Here is a 17,595-nt window from a genome sequence, read left to right on the forward strand (position 1 = left end):
TGAAACCCATTTTTACCATCACTAAAAGGATGCTTGTTATTTATTGTTACGTATCCGAGCGTCGTGAGGTTTTTTTTTACGCTTATCGTTGCCCGGAGTGCTAATGTTCTTTTCCAGGACCTCCCGACCCAAGTCCTGCCAAATTCTTACAAACTCGCTTTCATAATCATAAAAATCAGTAAGCAGGTTCAATCGCTGGAGCTCATCATATCGTTTTTCTGCTGCATCAAGGTATTGTTGTTTGGTCATGACTTATGGGTTTGTTTCTTAAATTTACCCATTATCCCAAAATAACTATGCGAAAATTTGAAATGCACCCGATAGGTCCCTAACCGGATATCCTGTATTTTGCTTATTATTGTAAAAATGATCAGCAATGAAATCCGCTACAAACTTCAAAATATCGTTAGAGGAACTGTCCTTGAGGAACAGGAAGATCATTGCACGGCAATCAGAAACTTCCTATGCTCAGGCTTTGAAGCAGGTCCAACAATTAAAAGCAAATTCGAAAGTAGGGCAGTCCTTAAAAAAGAACGGCTAACGTATTAGAAACCTATGCGCAGCAACAGGGATATTGGTTGAATGTTCTGTCGCCAGGAAGTAGGTATCTGGCTAAAGGAGGCGAGGCTACGGTGTATCTGGCCGCTGACTATCGGAATGTTATTAAGGTCAACGACGCGGTTTACTATGCTACCTGGTTAGAATATTTCGACAGTGTTTTAATCCACAATCTTCTTTTTCCTGATACCGCTTATTCTTTATTGGGATTCATGAAAATCAACAATACGTTCTTTATCGCCGTTCAGCAGCCGTTCATTCAGGGAGCGTCAGCTGATCTTTCAGATATCAATATGCTGCTTACCTATAATGGCTTTAGCAATATAAAAAGACAGGATTATTTTAACGATGAGTTTGGTTTGTTGTTAGAAGATATGCATGACGAGAACGTAATAGCTAAAGAAAATTCATTGTTTTTTATTGATACCGTGTTTTATATATTGAAGCGGTAGTGGCATCTTTGGACACCCGTTTCAATATCGGCATAGTCCATCAAAATGTTTGTGAAAGAAGACCAACAATAGCTGAACGCGCCTTTCCTGGTATCCCTGGGCACTGGTCTTTCCTGAGCCTTTTTTATGCGGACCGGGGCCATCCTTAAAAAGGAACAGGATACAACCAGCGCTACTTCATTTTCTTTAATACTTTTTCCACCCGTTTACGTTTGCTTTCTTTTTCAAAATCGTTAAGTCGCGCCGTAAGTGCTTGCGTAAAGGCCGCTTTGTTGCTTTCGTTAATAACGGGCAATGCGTTTTCCGCATACATGGGCAGCTGGTTGGCCGGGCAGTTGCGCAATTGCTCGTTCAGCAAAGCAAATGCATCGGCCGCGTGTGCTTTCACCCCACATAATTTGATAAGGATGGATACAAAATGGTCTCTTGTAATCACCGAGCCGCTATCCGCAGCAGCTGCCAGTACCGGAATGGACCGGAACGTTGCACCGGTATCTTCCATGGCTACCTGATCCAGCGCCGCCATGGCGCCCCATTGCAGGCGGTTGTTTTTGCTGCCCAGGAGACGGATAAAATCGTCGAAATACGGCAGGATCAAAGCGGGCTTCAGGCTGCCGGTCTCATACAGGGTCTTTATACAGTCGTGCTGGATATCTTTGTTTTTGTTCGACAGGTTTTCTACAAGCTCCCCGACGGCCTTTTTATTATTGGTTTTTGCGATCTGTGCAGCCAGTTCCTGGTTGGGAACTTCGTCCCTGCGACCCAGGGATGTGGAAAGTTGCGCGATAATGCTCATTGTGTTATATTCGGAGTTGTATTGGGTAATGATGATCAGCCGCTGTAATGTAACAAGAAGCGGTGACCTGGTAAAGAAATTTTTTAGGGCGGCAGGCGCACTGCTGTTGTTGATGGCATTTTTTGAGCCTGGGCATATTCATAAGGATTACAGATAAAGATGCAGCATATGTTTAAAGTTGAAGGGGCGGAAGCCCGGCCGGACAGGGGTTTGCCAAGCCGGAAAAATATTTTCTTTGACCTGGATGGTACCTTAACCGATTCCGGGAGCGGGATCATCAATTCTGTACAGTATGCGCTGGATAAAATGGCGCTGGAGGAGCCGCATCCGGAGGAGTTGTTCCGGTTCATTGGTCCGCCGCTGCATCATACCTTCAGTACCCGCTACGGGCTCACCAATACGGATACCGATAAGGCAGTAGGCTTTTACCGGGAATACTTCAGTGAAAAGGGATGGGCCGAAAACCAGGTCTATCCGGGCATCAGCGCCATGCTGGGGCAGCTGGCGGAACGGTACCGGTTATTTGTAGTTACGTCAAAACCGGAAGTATTTGCCCGCAGGATCATTGCACATTTTGAGCTGGGGCCGTTTTTTGAGAACATTACCGGAAGCAGGCTGGATAATACGATGACGGACAAAACGGAATTGATCCGGCACACATTATCGACCTGTGAGCTGGATCCGGCAGCTACCATCATGGTGGGCGATCGCAAATACGATATCATGGGTGCCAGGAATAACGGGGTAACGGCTGCCGGAGTGCTGTACGGGTATGGTACTGAAACGGAATTGCTGGAGCACGGGGCAGATCATTTGCTGAGGACGGTATCGGACCTCGGCGGGTTCCTGCTTAACGAATAATTGATATTGAATTTTTGGCGGATGGATTTGCCGGTAAACAGATCTTGCCTATCTTGCTTCAATGAAACGAATTCTTTGTATGGGCCTTTGCTGCCTGTTGGTAAAACTGGCTGTAGCCCAATCCTCCTTTCAGTTTGCCCAGATCTCCGATCTGCACATCGGCTCCCACGATGCGGATGAAGATCTCCGGAGAACCGTAAATGACATCAACGCCAACCCCGATATCCGGTTTGTGATCGCTTCCGGCGATATCACCGAATTTGGTGCGGATGCGGAAATAAAACTTGCAAAGCAAATACTGGATTCGCTGAACAAGCCCTGGTACATCATCCCCGGCAACCATGACGACAACTGGTCTGAAAGCGGTACCAATACCTTTAACCGCATATTTGGCAATGAAGTATTTGCCTTTAGTTACGGAGGCATTCATTTCCTGGGAGCCAATTGCGGACCCAATATGAAAATGAGCCCCGGCCAGGTCCCTTATGGAAATATTGTATGGCTCGATTCGGTGCTGGCCACCATCCCCGCAAGGGAGCCGGTCATATTTGTAGATCATTATCCCCTCGACTCCTCATTGAACAACTGGTATGAGATCGCGGACCGTTTAAAGAAACGCAATATACAGCTGTATATGTGCGGACACGGGCATCAGAACCACCGGTATGATTTTGAAGGCATCCCCGGTATAATGGGGCGATCGAACCTGAGGGCAAAAGACAGCATCGGCGGCTATAATATTATTACCATTGAGAACGGGCACGCCGTTTACCGGGAGCGCCAACCGGGATTGGAAACAAAAAAGGAGTGGGCCGTCGTAGCGCTCAAAGACCATCACCTGGAGACAGACACCCGGAGCTGGTCCCGGCCCTCTTATGCCATTAATGAGCAGTACCCGCAGGTAAAAGAGATCTGGCGCTATCAGGATTCATCAGACATCGGCAACGGTTTTGTCCTGTATAAGAACCGGATCATTACACCGGACAGCCGTGGAAGGGTCCTCGCTATTGATCCGGGTGCAAACAGGGTTGTATGGCGGTTTGTGACCGGGGGAAAGATCTACGCAGCGCCGGCTATTGAGAAAAACAGGGTGGTGATCCCCTCCACAGACGGTACGGTCTATTGTCTGAATGCCGATAGTGGAACCGTGCTTTGGTCAACAGCAACCGCCCGGTCGATCGTTGCTACGCCGGTTATAAAGAACAGTACCGTTTTCGTAGGATCGTCCGAAGGCAAATTCAGGGCACTCCGGCTATCCGATGGTAAAACCCTGTGGGAATATGACAGCGTAAAGAATTTTGTAAAAGCGGAGCCGCTTTATACACAAGGCAAACTGATCTTTGGCAGCTGGGGCAACGAGTTGTATGCACTGAACGGTAAAACGGGGAAAGCGGAATGGGTTTTTCATGACGGCTATGGTAACCGGATGCTGTCACCGGCGTCCTGTTTGCCCGTAGAAGCGTTTGGACGCATCTTTATGGTAGCGCCGGACCGGTATATGACCGCGCTGGATGCTGCTACCGGAAAACTGGTTTGGAAACACCGCTGGAGCGAGCATTGGGTACGGGAATCGATGGGCCTTTCGGCCGATAAAAAACTGGTATTTGCCAAAACCATGCAGGGCCACCTGGTAGGTATCGATACCCGGTCCGACAGTGCGGTCGTGGCCTGGAAAACAGATAATGTGTTTAACTATGAGCTCAATCCTTCGGTGATCACCGAGCGGAAGGGGCGTGTATATGCGTTCAGTGATAAAGGCGTCATTGCCGCATTTGACCGGAAGACCGGGGCCACAGTATGGGTGCATAAAGTGGCCAATTGCCTGGTACACGACCTGCAGTTCATCAACGACCGGAAAATAGCCCTGACCACGATGGATGGAAAAGTGGTGCTCCTTCAGATCCCTAAATAATGACTGCTGCAGATTACTATATCATAGCGTCGGGTGATGGTTCCGCCAGTGTGGGGATCAGCGGAACCAACATCAGCTTCCATTCTACCCGGGGGGCATTTACAGAGTCGATGCAGGTATTCATCGAAAACGGGCTGAACTATTATCTGGAAGCGCACCGGCCTGCGGAACTCAGCATTCTTGAGATTGGTTTCGGCACCGGTTTAAATGCCCTGCTGACGGCGCAGGCAATCAATACTCAAAAGGGGCTGCTCCGTTATACCAGTGTAGACCGATATCCGCTGACGGAAGCCGTTTACAGCCGGTTGAACTATGGGGCCTTTACCCGGTCCCCGGACCTGTATCAACAGCTGATGACCGCTGCCTGGGGGCAGGAGGTACGGATCGGGGATAAGCTCCTGCTTAAAAAGATCGAAGCCGACCTGCAGGAGTACCAGCCGGATCAGCAATACGATATCTGTTATTTTGATGCGTTTGCACCCGAAGACCAGCCGGAGCTCTGGACAATCGATATCTTTAAAAAAATAAGGAGCAGCATGAGTGAAGGCGGGGTGCTGGTAACTTACTGTTCCAAATCCGTAGTGCGCAGGACGCTGCAGGAGGCCGGGTTTGTGGTGCAGAAGTTAAAAGGCCCGCCGGGAAAGCGGGAGGTAGTACGCGCTGTTGCAACGTCAATGTCCCCGGGAAACTAAAGGCTTCCCGCGTATTTTCCGGATCATTTTCCGGATGATCCAGATAAAAAACAGGATAAACAAAACCGCCATGATCACCGGTATCAGAAAGCTCAGCACCGATCCGCCAATCGCAGCGGCATTTTCACTGGTGGCCACTACATTATTTCCCATTCCCAGCGTTGTTTTGCTGCTCAATAATCGCAGCAACCCGGTTCCGGAGGCGATCAGTCCTGCACCGCCGCCCCCCGCTACAATACCGATGATCCATTTCATCCAGTCGTTTTCAATAGGGATCACCGAGGTGGCCAGCAGTGTGCCGGCAATGGCGGCCAATGGAGCTGCGATCGTATCGAGGATATTATCAACAAAAGGAATGTAGTAGCCGGCGATTTCAAAAACGGTGGCAAAGCCCAGGGCGATCAGCGCCGGCATGGAGGAAAGCCATACAAAGCTATCAGAAAAATGAAACAGCTCAAACCGCCCGGCAAGGCCCGCTACCAGCATGGGAACAAAGACCCTGAAGCCGCAACATGCAGCCAGTGCGATACCCAGCGCTGCCGCCGAAAAGGTTTGTGCATCCCAGTTCATATAGTAATTTACAAAATTCTGTGCATATGCTGCATTCTGGTGCATAACAATTTTATTGCCAGGAGCAGTCCCTTGGTTCCGGAACGTACTGATTCCTGGCCTCCCGTGCCGATCGTTCGGCGCGGGAAAATGTTATGTATCCCGCAACCGGTGACCTCCTGATTTTTCCGGCTGCACAGTCCCTGTCGCCGGCCGCGGTGCCGGAGGGCATCAATGGTCTGACGTGTAGCGGTCTGAAAGTTCTTTCATTTCCTTCCAGGTGTAACGGAAAACGCCTGTGCGGCCGGTGTGTACGGCTTCGATCATGGCGCTGGCTACCTCACCGGCATCAATGGCCCTGTATTTTAACCAGGAGCCGGACAGCAGCGAGGAGGCCGGTTTCATGATCCGCTGGCCGATAGTTTCCATACGTCGATGCTCCTTTCTTTGGCCCAGTAACAGGCTGGGCTGCATAATGTGCAGGCTGGGCATACCGGTAGCGGCCAGGTCTTCTTCTGTCTTCCCCTTTAGTTGCAGGTAAAAATTGCTGCTGCTGCTGTTGGCACCGATGGCAGAAACCAGCACCATTTCCCGGCAACCCGCTTCCAGGGCCATCCTGCATACCCGCAGGGGGATGTCATGGTCGATCTGCCAGTAACGTTTCCGGTCGCCACCTACTTTTTTCAGCGTGGTTCCGATGGCGCAGAACACAACCGCTACATCCACAAGTGCCAGCAGTATGGATTCTGCATCGTTAAAGTCGACCAGCTTTTCCTCCTGTTTGGGATGCAGGGGCGTTGCCGGCCATCTTACCAGTGTTCTTATCGTGCCGTATTCCGGATCTTCCGACAAATGCCGGAGTAATTGTGAACCGATAAGGCCGCCGGAACCAATGATCGCTGCGGTTTTTTTTCCCATAGAAAGAATAATGTTACTTTGCAATACTTTAAAGCTATGGAAATTCTGGATCATATTTCTTTAAAACCCTGTAACAGTTTTGGTATTGATGCCCGGGCAAGGCATTTTGCCAAAATAACTTCAGTTGCGGAGCTGCAGGAGGCGCTGGAGTGGGCTCAGAAAGCCGCAATGCCTACCCTGGTCATCGGAGGCGGCAGTAATATTTTACTGAGGGAAGATTACAATGGACTGGTCATCAAAAATGAATTGCTGGGGTACGAGGTGCTGGGAACAGATGAAGATTTTGTTTATGTAAAAGTAAATGCAGGAGAAGTATGGCACCGGTTTGTATTGCATTGCCTGGAGCATGCATATGCCGGTGTGGAGAACCTGGCGCTGATCCCCGGCTGCGTCGGCGCATCGCCCATGCAGAATATCGGGGCCTATGGGGTAGAGATCCGGGATGTGTTTCATGAGCTGACTGCGCTGCACCGGTATGAAGGATACCAGAGAACATTTACAAATGAAGACTGTGCCTTTGGATACCGGGAAAGCGTATTCAAACATGTATACAAAGATCAGTTTGTGATTACGGATGTGACCTACCGCCTTCGTAAAAAACCGGTCTATCACATTGAGTACGGAGCCATACGGCAGGAGCTGGAGCGCCAGCATGTGTCCGAACTATCTATACAGGCCATTGCCCGCGCCGTGATCCATATCCGGTCTTCAAAACTGCCGGACCCGGCTGAGATCGGTAATGCCGGTAGCTTTTTTAAAAACCCTTCTGTTGATCCTGCAAAATATGAATCGCTGAAAAAAGAATTTCCGGAGCTGGTGGCGTATGAAAATGAGGACGGAACGGTGAAACTGGCTGCCGGCTGGCTTATCGAGCATGCAGGCCTAAAAGGTTATCGCAAGGGCGACGCCGGGGTGCATGAAAAACAAGCTCTTGTGTTGGTTAACTATGGAAATGCCACCGGAAGCGAGATCCTGCAGGTATGTGACCTGGTGATGGATACGGTGTTTAAAAAATATGGAGTGACGTTGCATCCGGAGGTGAATATATTGTAAACGTTGCCAGCGGTCAACTACCAGGCGGCTGTGTTCAGCCTCCAGGTTTGAGACATGAGCGATCCGTTACCAGTGTCATGTCCTGAAGGCTTATGTCGGATGACTCATATCTGACATCTGGTAGCCCAGCCCCGGGGCAAACGCATCTGAATGGAGTGAAAAGAGCGCACCAGGAGCATTTTCAGGCACTGTAAGTGCCTCGTGTTTATAGCAAGGTATTAAAGAGGAAACCCTGGCTCCCGTAGGAGCCGCGTGTTTGTTGGGTCTGAAATTTTACGCGGCTCCTACGGGAGCCGGGTTGATCAAAACAGCACAGAGCTATAAACACGCTGCCCCTCCGGAGCTGAACAATGCTGAAATTAGATGCGTCTGCCCCGCCCCGGGGGATTTGATCAGGGTTCTGCCAAAATGCTTACCTTTGCGCAAATTTTTAAAAAATGAAAAGATCCTTATTGCTAACAATGGTCTGCCTGCTAACAGGAATGTCTTTATATGCGCAAAGAAGTTTTTATGGTCGCCCGGTACGTTTGGGATTTAAGGTGGACCCTGTATTTGTAAATACACTGCGTCCTCTTGAAAATGGCCTGGAGAAAGATGGCTCCAGTTTTGGTGTGAACTATGGCCTGATGGCCGATGTACAGTTCTCTGATACACGTGGTGCTTTTGCCACCGGACTGGAAGTGGCGCATGCTTCTTCTTCGATATTGATCAAAGATGCTTCAAAAGGACTGTATTCAGGAAGCGACAACCAGGAGTATAAACTGAAACTGCAATATTTGCAGATTCCCCTCAGTGTAAAGCTAAAGACGAATGATCAGAATGGCTTCCGGTGGTGGGGTCAGTTTGGTACCTATATGGGGGCATTGATCGGTTCCCGCCTGGATTATACTTCCGGGGCAAAGTCTGAAGATAATGTGAATATCATGAGCAAGACCAATAAAGTGAATATGGGATTGCTTTTGGGTGCGGGCGGCGAATATCGTCTTGCTGAAAAAACAGACCTTTATTTTGGATTGGGTTTTGAGAATGGGTTTACTGATATTACCAGGAACAAAGACTGGAAAGATGATAAAGTAGCGTTGAACCGCTGGGCGCTTCGCCTGGGCGTGTTCTTCTAAAAATAATTGTTATAGCAAACAGGAAAAAGGTCGTAACCCGGTTACGGCCTTTTTTATTGCCTGGCGTTTTGGGTGGGTTAGCCGTATGCATTCCTACGGGTGTTTAAAAAGGATCATTCCTTGGAAACACCCCTGTATCCGGGGTATTTGTTTTCGATGCATCGGGAAGGGCGGACCGGCTGTCTCTCGTGTTCTTTTGCACGGCAATGGCGGCAAAGATGCTGAGGGTAAAGGACATGGCATAAAACCCTTTTTCACTTTTGGTAAGGGTGGCATTCCATAAACCAACCGTCAGTAATACAATGGACAGGATGGTGGTAAACCAGGCGATGCCATAGTACAGATTGGTGACCGGGATGCCTTCCATCTGGTCGCGCACCGCTTTTTGTACCGATATGGCAGAAAATAGGCCAAACATCAATACGGTAAAATAATAGCCTTTTTCGTTCAGTTCCATCTCTGCATTCCACAGACCGATGATATAAGCGGTGATGCCGGTCAGCAGGGCAAACCAGGAGGCAGCAATAAAAGCATTGGATGGTTGTTGCATTGGTCTCATAACTTTTTATTTTATGCAGGCAAATCTATCGGTGCTGCTGGTGTCTTTTTTTGACAATTGTCAAAAAGCATCATCGGTGTTGTTAAAAGCGGCTGCGGATCCTGCTGAGCGTTTCCGGGCTGATGCCAAGATAGGAGGAGATATGGCCCAGGGGCACCCGTTCAATAATGTGCGGGGATTCCCGGATCAGGTGCTCATAGCGTTCGGTAGCAGTACGCAATTGTGCATTTACATAGCGTTCTTCCAGGCGGATATAATACTTTTCATAAATGATCCGCACGAGCCGTTCAATTTCGTGATGTTTATCAAACAGGCGGGTTAGCTGCGCTTTTGATATGCTCCACAAAATACTGCCTTCCAGGAGCTGGATGTTTTCCACGCTTGGCTGCCGGGTGATAAAGCTGTGAAAAGAAGTAATAAAATGTTCCTCAAAACCAAACCAGTTGGTCTGTTCTTTTCCATCAACGGTAATATAGCCCCGCAATGCACCCTGTTGCAAAAAATACAAATGGTTGCATACCCGGCCTTCGGTAATCAGGAATTTTCCCTTTGCCAGAACCTGCTCCTCAAAATTTTCAGCAAGGGCTTCACGGGCCGCGCTGCTCAGCGGATAATGCTGTTCAATATGATCAAAAAGAAGGTCCATTTAGCGCATGTAAATGTAGGAAAGAATGGCAATAGGTAATGAATTTGAAAATGTGGAAACAAATATTGCGCATCAAACCTGGATTCAACCCGGTCCGGATTCAGCGGTCAGCCATCTGCGCTTAGCAACGGAAGCCGTACATTGTTTTGTATACCTGCAGCATTCGGTCGTACCCTCTGTCTCCCGTCCCCCAACTGAGCGCGATAAGTTTTACGTAAAACCTACTTATTCGGTGTAACCCATGCCTTCTTCCATTGTTCTAGCTCTTCCTTTGTGGCAGCCTCTATTTTAGCTACTTCTACCGGGCTTTTATTTTCCATAAACACCCAGGTGCGCACGGGGGTATTGGTATTTACGGCCTGTTTTAATAATGTATAATACCCGTTGCTGCCCTTCACCCTTAGATCGAGATAGTACAGGGCTGCAGAAGGGTATAAGGCCATGAATACCGAATCGTTTTTCACGCGCAGCGATCCTGGCAGCAATAGACCCTGGTATTGGGTAGGCGCATCACTTTTAGACACCGTTTCTTTTGTGGGGTGGTACTTCTTGTTACAGGCCTCAAAGCAAATAAGGGAAATGCTGAGGAGGGTAAAAACAAGCTGCAGTTTTGTTCTGTTAAGAATGGATCTGGTATGCATTTTTAATGGGTTAATGGCAGGATAAAATAATCAAGACATTACAGGAACCGGTGATACACCCAGTATTGATGGGTGGATACTTCTGTGATGCCTGCATCCGGAAAGCGTTGTTGCAGTTCCGCTGTCAGCGTGCTCCGGAGTTCGATGAGATAAATGGAGCGTAACGGTATCACCTGGTAAGTTTCCTGGGCTCCGGCATAGCTGAGCGTAAGCCGGAGCCGGTCATAGGTCCAGGTACCCTCTTTATTAATGGGGGATGTTGTTCCCGCGGCAAAGCGCACATTATTACCTGTAAAGGCGTATCTGAAGCTGCCGGTATTTCCGTTGTCTTCCAGTTTTTTCCATAAGACATTGTACAAAGAGTCCGTAAGCTTCGGATCGCCTGTTTTTACCGTAACATAGCTTTTCATACTGCCGTCTGCTACTGAAACCCAGTTGCCGGGGATATCACTTTGCAGATCCACGGGCCGCACCAGCAGCTTAAATTGTTTGTGTTGTTCATTGATGAGTGTAATGGTGGCTTTTCCCGGTTTGTGCGCACGCACGGTAATGTTCTTATGATCTGTGGTCACCTCGGCAATATCCGGATGATCATTCGAAATGGTGAAGGAGTTTCCGGTCAGCTCCCATGTGGAGAGTGAAGTAGTGGAATCGGCCCCGGCCCATAGCTTTAATACCGGTGTTTCTTTAGGTAGGTTTTGTTCCTCCGTGTTTTTCTGACAGGCGGTAATAACACAGCAGAGAAGTATTGCCCTTGCGAATAGATACATTTTTTTCATAATCCAGTAGTAAGCGCGCTTGTAGATATAACGTAAAACAAAAGCCAGATGCAACATTTTCTGAAAGAAATATCCACCCGAAAGTTGTAATCCTGCAAAAAAGCGGATTCTGTACGACAGTGGTTGGGCGGTTTATACCTTAGTGGCGGGGGAGTTGCAGAAAATGCGGGCACAGCAAATGGATGAGATTGGCTACATTTGATCCAAATTGAAATGCGTTTATGCCCGATATCCGTTCAGTACAGGTAACCCGATATGTGACGCCGCTGCGGGAAGGCGGTTCACTGCCCGCGATTGCGGAGGCCGATGATGGTTTTTTATATGCGTTAAAGTTCCGGGGCGCCGGGCAGGGCGTAAAAGCGCTGGTAGCGGAGTTGATTGGAGGAGAAGTGGCAAGGGCGCTGCAACTGAAGGTACCGGAGTTGGTATTTGCGCACCTTGATGAAGCGTTTGGACGTACCGAGGGCGATGAGGAGATACAGGATCTTTTAAAAGCCAGCCAGGGATGGAACCTGGCCTTGCACTACCTGAGCAGTTCGGTTACTTTTGATCCGGCCGTTACAGAGGTAGACCCGTTCCTTGCATCAAAAATAGTATGGCTCGATGCTTTTTTGACCAATATGGACCGTACGGTCCGCAATACAAACATGCTGTTGTGGCATCGCGAGCTCTGGCTCATTGATCATGGAGCCTGCCTGTATTTTCATCACAACTGGGAAAGCTGGTCAACGCAAATGAAAAGCCCTTTTCCGCTGATAAAGGACCACGTTCTGTTACAGAGCGCATCCATGCTCGAAGCTGCGGATACGTTCTGTAAAACGATGCTGACGGATCAGTTGCTGCACGGGATTGTGAACCTGATACCCATGGAATGGCTGATGTACGAAGAGGCGCTCGGAGATCCGGAAGCTGCAAGGGAAGTATACCTGCAATTCCTGACCTGGCGGTTAAACAATTCCTCCACTTTTTTAAAAACAGCATTGGATGCAAGAGCTGCTGGTATATGAATATGCGGTGATCCGCGTGGTGCCGCGGGTTGAGCGGGAAGAGTTTGTCAACGTGGGTGTGATCGTTTTTTGCAAGAAGACCCGCTTCCTGGAATCTTCGGTTATCCTGAGCCGCACGAAGCTGCATTGCCTGGACCCCGAAACGGATCCTGAAAGTATTGAAGCAAATTTACAGGCGTTCCGGGGGATTGTGAGCGGCGACAGGAACTCTGGATCCGCAATTGCCCGGCTGGATGCGGCTTCGCGGTTCCGGTGGCTTACGGCTACACGCAGTACCGTGATCCAATGCTCTAAAGTGCATCCCGGAATGTCGGTAACAATGGAGGGGATCGTGGATCAGTTGCTTGATAAACTTGTCCGGTAAGATCGCGTCAGATCCTTTTTAATAAACCGGATTACACAAGCAATATCCCTGAAGAAAGACGGCTGCAACACAGCTCCGGCATCATTTCCGGAACCGGGATATACCCTTACTCCGGTTGCTGTGCGGGTTAATAAAAACAAAAATGATGAAAAGAAATAGTTTAATAGCGCTCTTATTACTGATCGCCTGTATACGGATTAATACGGCCGGTGCCCAAACCATAAAAGTACTTACCTATAATATTTATCATGGGGAAGAGCACTATGCCAATGGGAAAAGTAACCTGAAGAAGATCGCGGCAGTGATCAACCGGTACAAACCGGATTTTGTAGCTATGCAGGAGGTTGACAGTATGACCCGCAGGACGGCTTCTTTTAATGGCGGTGTTAAAAAGGACCTGGTAGCGGAACTGGCAAAGATGACGGGAATGCATGGCTACTTTGCAAAAGCAATGGATTATAGCGAAGGTGGATACGGGGAGGGTTTATTGTCCCGCTATCCGGCCAAACCGGTAGTGCATCACCTGCCTACTCCGGCCGGGGGCGAAGGAAGGGCCCTGATCACGATTGAGCATCGGTTCCCTAATGGTAAGAAAATGGTATTTGCCGGCACGCATCTTTGCCATGAATTTGACGAAAACCGGAATGCACAGGCACAGGCCGTTACTGATATCCTGTCTGGTATGAACCTGCCGGTGGCTGTTGGCGGTGATTTTAATATTACGCCGGAAACAAAAGCCTATGGCATTATTACCAAAAGAATGGATGACGCTGCTGTCCGGTTTGGTAACCCTCAACTCACTTTTCCGTATACTCATCCGGAGATCCGGCTCGATTATATTTTCCTGAACCAGGGACGTACCTGGAATGTAAAAAAGGTGGAAGTGATCGGAAATGAAGACGCTTCCGATCATAAACCGGTGCTGGTTACCCTGGAGCTGATAAAAAAATAACTGCAGGGCAACTGGGTTTCGCAGAAATGGATATTTTTGGTGAATAACAAACGCATATGAAAAGGAGACGATTGCAGAAACGGATCTGTTTAACGGGAATGTTTTTAGGACTACTGCTTTTTGCAGGAGCATTATGGGGAAATGCCCAGGAGGCTATTAAGATTTCGCACGGGCCCTATTTACAGGCGATGACAGAGTCCGGCGTTGTTATTGTATGGACCACTAACAAGCCGGCTACTGCATGGGTGGAGCTGGCCCCGGATGATGGCAGTCATTTTTATAAAGAGGAACGGCCAAAGTATTTTTCTGCATCTAATGGGTTGAAGAATGTGGGGACGGTTCACCAGGTACAACTTAGGGGATTAAAGCCCGGTACCCGTTACCGCTACCGGGTATACAGCCAGGAAGTGCTGAAACATGAATGGGTGCATGTGCAATACGGGAACGTTGCGGCAACAGCCGTATATCAGAAAAAGCCGCTTACCTTTCAAACCAATGGAGTGCCCGGACCGTTTGAGTTTGCAGTGGTGAATGATATTCATGAGCGCAACCCGGTGCTAAAACAGCTGTTGGGACAGGTTGATTTTTCGACCGTTGGTTTTGTTGTTTTCAACGGGGATATGGTCAGCAGCTCTATGAGCGAGGAGCAGGTATTTAAGGGCTTTATGGATACGGCTACGCTTTTGTTTGCGAGCGAGGTCCCCATGTATTACGCGCGGGGGAATCATGAAACCCGCGGGCCCTTTGCAGCGGAGTTTCCCAAATATTTCCCGGGCCCCAACGGGCAACTCTATTATAGCTTTACCAAAGGCGATGCCTGTTTTATTGTGCTGGATGGTGGCGAAGATAAGCCGGACTCCGACATAGAGTATAGCGGCATTACAGATATGGATGCATACCGGAACGAGCAAACGGAGTGGTTGCGTAATATTGTAAAAACAGAGGCCTTCAGGAATGCAAAGTATAAAATTGCGATTTGTCATATACCTCCCGCGGATGGCTGGCACGGCAGCCTGGAGATCAAAAACAAATGGGTACCTATTCTCAATGAGGCCGGCATACAGGTAATGTTAAGTGCACATGAACACCGGCACCGGATCGAACAGGCATCCGCATCCATGAAATTTCCTGTTATTGTAAATTCCAATAATAATATCATCAAGGCGAAAATAACATCGGGGGAGGCCAGCTTCAGTGTTTATGACCTGGCCGGGAAACTGGTAGACAAGGTTACGGTTAAATAGGCAGGAGCGCTCCCATGCGCAGGTGTTTTTTGGCGCCGGCGCAGCAGGGTTTGGAAATTTAAAAGGGTACTTTTGATATTTTAACGATAGCCTTTAAACTTGCAAAACATCCATCAGGAGAATACCCTGTTTTGCTACTTCGGGGATGCTGAGAGCATTAACCGTAAGTCCCGTTGTTTTTGTAAATGGCGCCGGGCCGGTAGGTGCATCCACTCTTGTACCGGCCAATTTTATCTGAATTGGTACAAGGGGTACTCCGGCCAGGTATTTGTCCTTCGATAACCCAACCCCGATGGCGGCGGCAGCTGCCAGTCCTGAAAATTTTCTTACCAGTCACAAATCCAGTTTGGTAATTGATGTTGCTTTTGGTAAAGATCTTTGGGCTGTTCCATATGCTCTATTATGGCAATAAAAAAGAGGCTGCCCTGGTAATGGCAACCTCTTTTTTGTAATATTCCTGCGCTTATTCTTAGATCATCTGCACGCTTCTTTCTACAAAGGAAGTAAGATCGGCTCCGGTAAGCATACCCTGTGCCAGCAGTGCCAGGTCAAAGGCCTGCCGCGCCAGTGCCTGCCGGGTATCTGCATTGGTCTCTGCCAGGATCCTGGTAGCCAGCGGATGGTTGGCATTAATGGCTACTTTGTATTTATCCGGCATGGCCCCGTAAAAACTCATACCACCACCCATGGCGGCCATATCTTTCATGCGGCGCATGAACTCATCCATGGTAACGGTTACCGGCATGGCCTCCGCAGAAAGGGTTTCCACGCTTACATCCATCCCTGGTTTGGTAATGGCTTTTTCAAAAACCTCTTTAATCTCTTTGGTCTGCTCTTCGGATAAATTGCTGGAGATTGTTTCCCCTTTATCGATCAGCTTTTCCAGTACATCGGCATCCACCCGCTTGATCTGTGTTTTTTCCAGGTCCCGCTCCAGGTGGCTGATAAAATGATTGTCGAGCGGGCTGTCCATCAGCAACACATCATACCCCTTCCGGTTGGCAGCCTGTATATAGCCATCCTGCTTTTCGGCATTAGGGGTGTACAGGTACACCAGGTTGCCGTCTTTATCTGTTTGCTCTGGTGCTACAAAGTCTTTGTATTCATTCAGCGTATAGTAGGCTTTCTTCGTGTTACCCAGCAATACAAAGTCTTTGGCGCGTTCCCAGAATTTGGGTTCGCTGATAGCGCCGTATTTTACAAACACACCGATATCACTCCATTTTTCTTCATAGCCTTTACGGTCGTTCTTAAACAGCTCTGCCAGCTTATCCGCTACTTTCTTCGTGATATAGGTATTGATCTTTTTTACATTGCCATCTGACTGCAGGAAGGAGCGGGATACGTTCAGCGGGATATCCGGAGAATCGATCACGCCGTGTAACAACATCAGGAACTCGGGAACGATATCTTTTACCTCATCGGTGATAAATACCTGGCGGCTGTACAGCTTGATCTTGTTGCGCTGTAATTCGATATCGTTCTTGATCTTGGGGAAATACAGTACGCCGGTCAGGTGGAAGGGGTAATCCACGTTCAGGTGGATCCAGAACAGCGGGTCCTCGCTCATCGGGTACAGCTCCCGGTAAAAATTCAGGTAGTCTTCATCCTTCAGTTCACTGGGGGCTTTGGTCCAGATGGGCACGCCCGTATTGATGATATTGGGTACCTCAATGCTTTTGTATTTGGGTTTGCCTTCCTCGTCTTCGCCGTCGGGCTCGCTTTCTGTTTTAGTGCCAAACTGAACCGGAACCGGAAGAAATTTTGCATATTTGTTCAGGATGCCTTCAATACGGTGCGTTTCCAGGAAATCCTGGTTCTCCTCGTTCACATAAAGGATCACATCGGTACCCCTGGTGGTACGGGTGCCCTCACTGATCTCAAATTCGGTGCTGCCATCACAGGTCCATTTGGCCGGCTCTGCACCCGGCTGAAAACTCAGGGTCTGGATCTCCACGCGGTCGGCCACCATAAATGCCGAATAGAAGCCCAACCCGAAACGGCCGATGATTTCCGAAGCATCCTTTGCTTCTTTGAATTTTTCCATAAACTCCTCCGCACCGGAGAAAGCGATCTGGTTGATGTATTTTTTAATTTCTTCAGCGGTCATCCCGATCCCGTTATCGGAAATAGTGATGGTTTTCGCTTCTTTATCCAGTTTTATCTCCACCAGCGGTTCGCCGATCTCCCCATTAAACTGGCCCAGGGATGCCAGGCGTTTTGCCTTTTGAATGGCATCTACCGCGTTGGAAACCAACTCACGAAGAAAGATCTCGTGGTCAGAATAAAGGAATTTTTTAATAATTGGGAAAATATTCTCTGTATGAATGGAAATGGAGCCTTTTTCTTGTATCATAGTTCGTAGAAATTTTTTCTTTATACATCAAATGCAATACCATCGCCGGCGTGAAGGTCATTTTGTCAGGTTAGAGCAAGTTTCAGGTTTAATGTTCAATGTTTGAAGTTAAATTCGGTTTCATGCTTGATGTGGCAT

Annotated in this window: 18 protein-coding genes and 1 pseudogene; 10 read left to right on the forward strand and 9 right to left on the reverse strand. The window is 48.6% G+C overall.

The window, feature by feature from the left end:
• Positions 1 to 36: 36 nt before the first annotated feature.
• Complete coding sequence (locus BLS44_RS03365) at positions 37 to 249, reverse strand: hypothetical protein (protein ID WP_090388646.1); 213 nt, start codon at positions 247 to 249, stop codon at positions 37 to 39.
• A gap of 296 nt (positions 250 to 545) precedes the next feature.
• On the opposite strand from BLS44_RS03365, the pseudogene BLS44_RS26445 reads away from it, so the two are divergent.
• Positions 546 to 1,010: pseudogene (locus tag BLS44_RS26445) on the forward strand (putative polyvalent protein kinase domain-containing protein); the annotation flags it as partial.
• Positions 1,011 to 1,182: 172 nt separating this feature from the next.
• On the opposite strand, the gene BLS44_RS03375 reads toward BLS44_RS26445, so the two are convergent.
• Positions 1,183 to 1,806 carry a hypothetical protein gene (locus tag BLS44_RS03375; protein ID WP_090388648.1) on the reverse strand — a complete coding sequence of 208 codons (624 nt, stop codon included), beginning with the start codon at positions 1,804 to 1,806 and terminating at the stop codon, positions 1,183 to 1,185.
• A gap of 168 nt (positions 1,807 to 1,974) precedes the next feature.
• Here BLS44_RS03375 and BLS44_RS03380 point away from each other — a divergent pair, with 168 nt between their 5' ends.
• From BLS44_RS03380 to mnmD, 3 genes are all read left to right on the forward strand, one after another.
• The gene (locus BLS44_RS03380) at positions 1,975 to 2,667 is read left to right on the forward strand and encodes an HAD family hydrolase (RefSeq protein WP_090389146.1); all 693 of its coding nucleotides are present in this window, start codon (positions 1,975 to 1,977) and stop codon (positions 2,665 to 2,667) included.
• Between the two features lie 61 nt (positions 2,668 to 2,728).
• Entirely contained in the window at positions 2,729 to 4,579 is a 1,851-nt protein-coding gene (locus tag BLS44_RS03385; protein ID WP_090388649.1) for an outer membrane protein assembly factor BamB family protein, read from the forward strand.
• Entirely contained in the window at positions 4,579 to 5,271 is a 693-nt protein-coding gene (mnmD, locus tag BLS44_RS03390) for a tRNA (5-methylaminomethyl-2-thiouridine)(34)-methyltransferase MnmC2 (protein WP_090388650.1), read from the forward strand. Before BLS44_RS03385 ends, mnmD begins: the two co-directional genes overlap by 1 nt.
• Here mnmD and BLS44_RS03395 read toward each other — a convergent pair.
• Positions 5,251 to 5,886 carry a DUF4126 domain-containing protein gene (locus tag BLS44_RS03395; RefSeq protein WP_245729085.1) on the reverse strand — a complete coding sequence of 212 codons (636 nt, stop codon included), beginning with the start codon at positions 5,884 to 5,886 and terminating at the stop codon, positions 5,251 to 5,253. The genes mnmD and BLS44_RS03395 overlap by 21 nt on opposite strands.
• A 165-nt stretch (positions 5,887 to 6,051) precedes the next feature.
• Complete coding sequence (locus BLS44_RS03400; RefSeq protein WP_245729086.1) at positions 6,052 to 6,792, reverse strand: NAD(P)H-binding protein; 741 nt, start codon at positions 6,790 to 6,792, stop codon at positions 6,052 to 6,054.
• Between BLS44_RS03400 and murB the strand changes: the two genes are divergently transcribed.
• Together murB and BLS44_RS03410 are read left to right on the forward strand one after the other, a co-directional pair.
• Positions 6,775 to 7,791: a UDP-N-acetylmuramate dehydrogenase gene (murB, locus tag BLS44_RS03405; protein ID WP_090388652.1), complete on the forward strand. Its 1,017-nt coding sequence runs from the start codon at positions 6,775 to 6,777 to the stop codon at positions 7,789 to 7,791. The genes BLS44_RS03400 and murB overlap by 18 nt on opposite strands.
• A 437-nt stretch (positions 7,792 to 8,228) precedes the next feature.
• Positions 8,229 to 8,909 carry a porin family protein gene (locus BLS44_RS03410; protein WP_090388653.1) on the forward strand — a complete coding sequence of 227 codons (681 nt, stop codon included), beginning with the start codon at positions 8,229 to 8,231 and terminating at the stop codon, positions 8,907 to 8,909.
• A gap of 103 nt (positions 8,910 to 9,012) precedes the next feature.
• Here the strand turns inward: BLS44_RS03410 and yiaA are convergent, their stop codons facing one another.
• The 4 genes from yiaA to BLS44_RS03435 all read right to left on the reverse strand — a co-directional run bounded on the left by yiaA (position 9,013) and on the right by BLS44_RS03435 (position 11,525).
• On the reverse strand, positions 9,013 to 9,468 hold the full coding sequence (gene yiaA / locus BLS44_RS03415; RefSeq protein ID WP_245729087.1) for an inner membrane protein YiaA: 456 nt from the start codon (positions 9,466 to 9,468) through the stop codon (positions 9,013 to 9,015).
• An 82-nt stretch (positions 9,469 to 9,550) separates the two neighbouring features.
• Positions 9,551 to 10,114 (reverse strand): Crp/Fnr family transcriptional regulator, encoded by a 564-nt coding sequence (locus tag BLS44_RS03420; protein WP_090388655.1) that lies wholly within the window; start codon positions 10,112 to 10,114, stop codon positions 9,551 to 9,553.
• 221 nt (positions 10,115 to 10,335) lie between these two features.
• Complete coding sequence (locus BLS44_RS03430) at positions 10,336 to 10,755, reverse strand: hypothetical protein (RefSeq protein ID WP_090388657.1); 420 nt, start codon at positions 10,753 to 10,755, stop codon at positions 10,336 to 10,338.
• 38 nt (positions 10,756 to 10,793) lie between these two features.
• Positions 10,794 to 11,525, reverse strand: coding sequence for a hypothetical protein (locus BLS44_RS03435; protein WP_143019646.1), 732 nt, complete (start codon positions 11,523 to 11,525; stop codon positions 10,794 to 10,796).
• Positions 11,526 to 11,755: 230 nt separating this feature from the next.
• On the opposite strand from BLS44_RS03435, the gene BLS44_RS03440 reads away from it, so the two are divergent.
• The 4 genes from BLS44_RS03440 to BLS44_RS03455 all read left to right on the forward strand — a co-directional run bounded on the left by BLS44_RS03440 (position 11,756) and on the right by BLS44_RS03455 (position 15,101).
• Positions 11,756 to 12,541 (forward strand): HipA family kinase, encoded by a 786-nt coding sequence (locus BLS44_RS03440; protein WP_090388659.1) that lies wholly within the window; start codon positions 11,756 to 11,758, stop codon positions 12,539 to 12,541.
• Positions 12,519 to 12,905, forward strand: coding sequence for a DUF3037 domain-containing protein (locus BLS44_RS03445; RefSeq protein ID WP_090388660.1), 387 nt, complete (start codon positions 12,519 to 12,521; stop codon positions 12,903 to 12,905). The genes BLS44_RS03440 and BLS44_RS03445 overlap by 23 nt, the downstream gene beginning before the upstream one ends.
• Positions 12,906 to 13,047: 142 nt before the next feature.
• Positions 13,048 to 13,857 (forward strand): endonuclease/exonuclease/phosphatase family protein, encoded by an 810-nt coding sequence (locus BLS44_RS03450; protein ID WP_245729088.1) that lies wholly within the window; start codon positions 13,048 to 13,050, stop codon positions 13,855 to 13,857.
• Between the two features lie 56 nt (positions 13,858 to 13,913).
• Positions 13,914 to 15,101 carry a purple acid phosphatase family protein gene (locus tag BLS44_RS03455; RefSeq protein WP_245729089.1) on the forward strand — a complete coding sequence of 396 codons (1,188 nt, stop codon included), beginning with the start codon at positions 13,914 to 13,916 and terminating at the stop codon, positions 15,099 to 15,101.
• A 469-nt stretch (positions 15,102 to 15,570) separates the two neighbouring features.
• Here BLS44_RS03455 and htpG read toward each other — a convergent pair whose 3' ends face one another.
• Positions 15,571 to 17,457 carry a molecular chaperone HtpG gene (gene htpG, locus BLS44_RS03460; protein WP_176954304.1) on the reverse strand — a complete coding sequence of 629 codons (1,887 nt, stop codon included), beginning with the start codon at positions 17,455 to 17,457 and terminating at the stop codon, positions 15,571 to 15,573.
• Positions 17,458 to 17,595: the final 138 nt, after the last annotated feature.

This window comes from Niabella drilacis (assembly GCF_900101395.1).
GTDB classification, from domain to species: Bacteria; Bacteroidota; Bacteroidia; order Chitinophagales; family Chitinophagaceae; genus Niabella; species Niabella drilacis.

What these genes read in the sequence shown, in the direction of transcription:
- BLS44_RS03365 (WP_090388646.1), bottom strand. Translation starts at nt 249, where the DNA reads ATGACCAAACAACAATACCTTGATGCAGCAGAAAAACGATATGATGAG.
- BLS44_RS03375 (WP_090388648.1), bottom strand. Translation starts at nt 1,806, where the DNA reads ATGAGCATTATCGCGCAACTTTCCACATCCCTGGGTCGCAGGGACGAA.
- BLS44_RS03380 (WP_090389146.1), top strand. Translation starts at nt 1,975, where the DNA reads ATGTTTAAAGTTGAAGGGGCGGAAGCCCGGCCGGACAGGGGTTTGCCA.
- BLS44_RS03385 (WP_090388649.1), top strand. Translation starts at nt 2,729, where the DNA reads ATGAAACGAATTCTTTGTATGGGCCTTTGCTGCCTGTTGGTAAAACTG.
- mnmD (WP_090388650.1), top strand. Translation starts at nt 4,579, where the DNA reads ATGACTGCTGCAGATTACTATATCATAGCGTCGGGTGATGGTTCCGCC.
- BLS44_RS03395 (WP_245729085.1), bottom strand. Translation starts at nt 5,886, where the DNA reads ATGCACCAGAATGCAGCATATGCACAGAATTTTGTAAATTACTATATG.
- murB (WP_090388652.1), top strand. Translation starts at nt 6,775, where the DNA reads ATGGAAATTCTGGATCATATTTCTTTAAAACCCTGTAACAGTTTTGGT.
- BLS44_RS03400 (WP_245729086.1), bottom strand. Translation starts at nt 6,792, where the DNA reads ATGATCCAGAATTTCCATAGCTTTAAAGTATTGCAAAGTAACATTATT.
- BLS44_RS03410 (WP_090388653.1), top strand. Translation starts at nt 8,229, where the DNA reads ATGAAAAGATCCTTATTGCTAACAATGGTCTGCCTGCTAACAGGAATG.
- yiaA (WP_245729087.1), bottom strand. Translation starts at nt 9,468, where the DNA reads ATGAGACCAATGCAACAACCATCCAATGCTTTTATTGCTGCCTCCTGG.
- BLS44_RS03420 (WP_090388655.1), bottom strand. Translation starts at nt 10,114, where the DNA reads ATGGACCTTCTTTTTGATCATATTGAACAGCATTATCCGCTGAGCAGC.
- BLS44_RS03430 (WP_090388657.1), bottom strand. Translation starts at nt 10,755, where the DNA reads ATGCATACCAGATCCATTCTTAACAGAACAAAACTGCAGCTTGTTTTT.
- BLS44_RS03435 (WP_143019646.1), bottom strand. Translation starts at nt 11,525, where the DNA reads ATGTATCTATTCGCAAGGGCAATACTTCTCTGCTGTGTTATTACCGCC.
- BLS44_RS03440 (WP_090388659.1), top strand. Translation starts at nt 11,756, where the DNA reads ATGCCCGATATCCGTTCAGTACAGGTAACCCGATATGTGACGCCGCTG.
- BLS44_RS03445 (WP_090388660.1), top strand. Translation starts at nt 12,519, where the DNA reads ATGCAAGAGCTGCTGGTATATGAATATGCGGTGATCCGCGTGGTGCCG.
- BLS44_RS03450 (WP_245729088.1), top strand. Translation starts at nt 13,048, where the DNA reads ATGATGAAAAGAAATAGTTTAATAGCGCTCTTATTACTGATCGCCTGT.
- BLS44_RS03455 (WP_245729089.1), top strand. Translation starts at nt 13,914, where the DNA reads ATGAAAAGGAGACGATTGCAGAAACGGATCTGTTTAACGGGAATGTTT.
- htpG (WP_176954304.1), bottom strand. Translation starts at nt 17,457, where the DNA reads ATGATACAAGAAAAAGGCTCCATTTCCATTCATACAGAGAATATTTTC.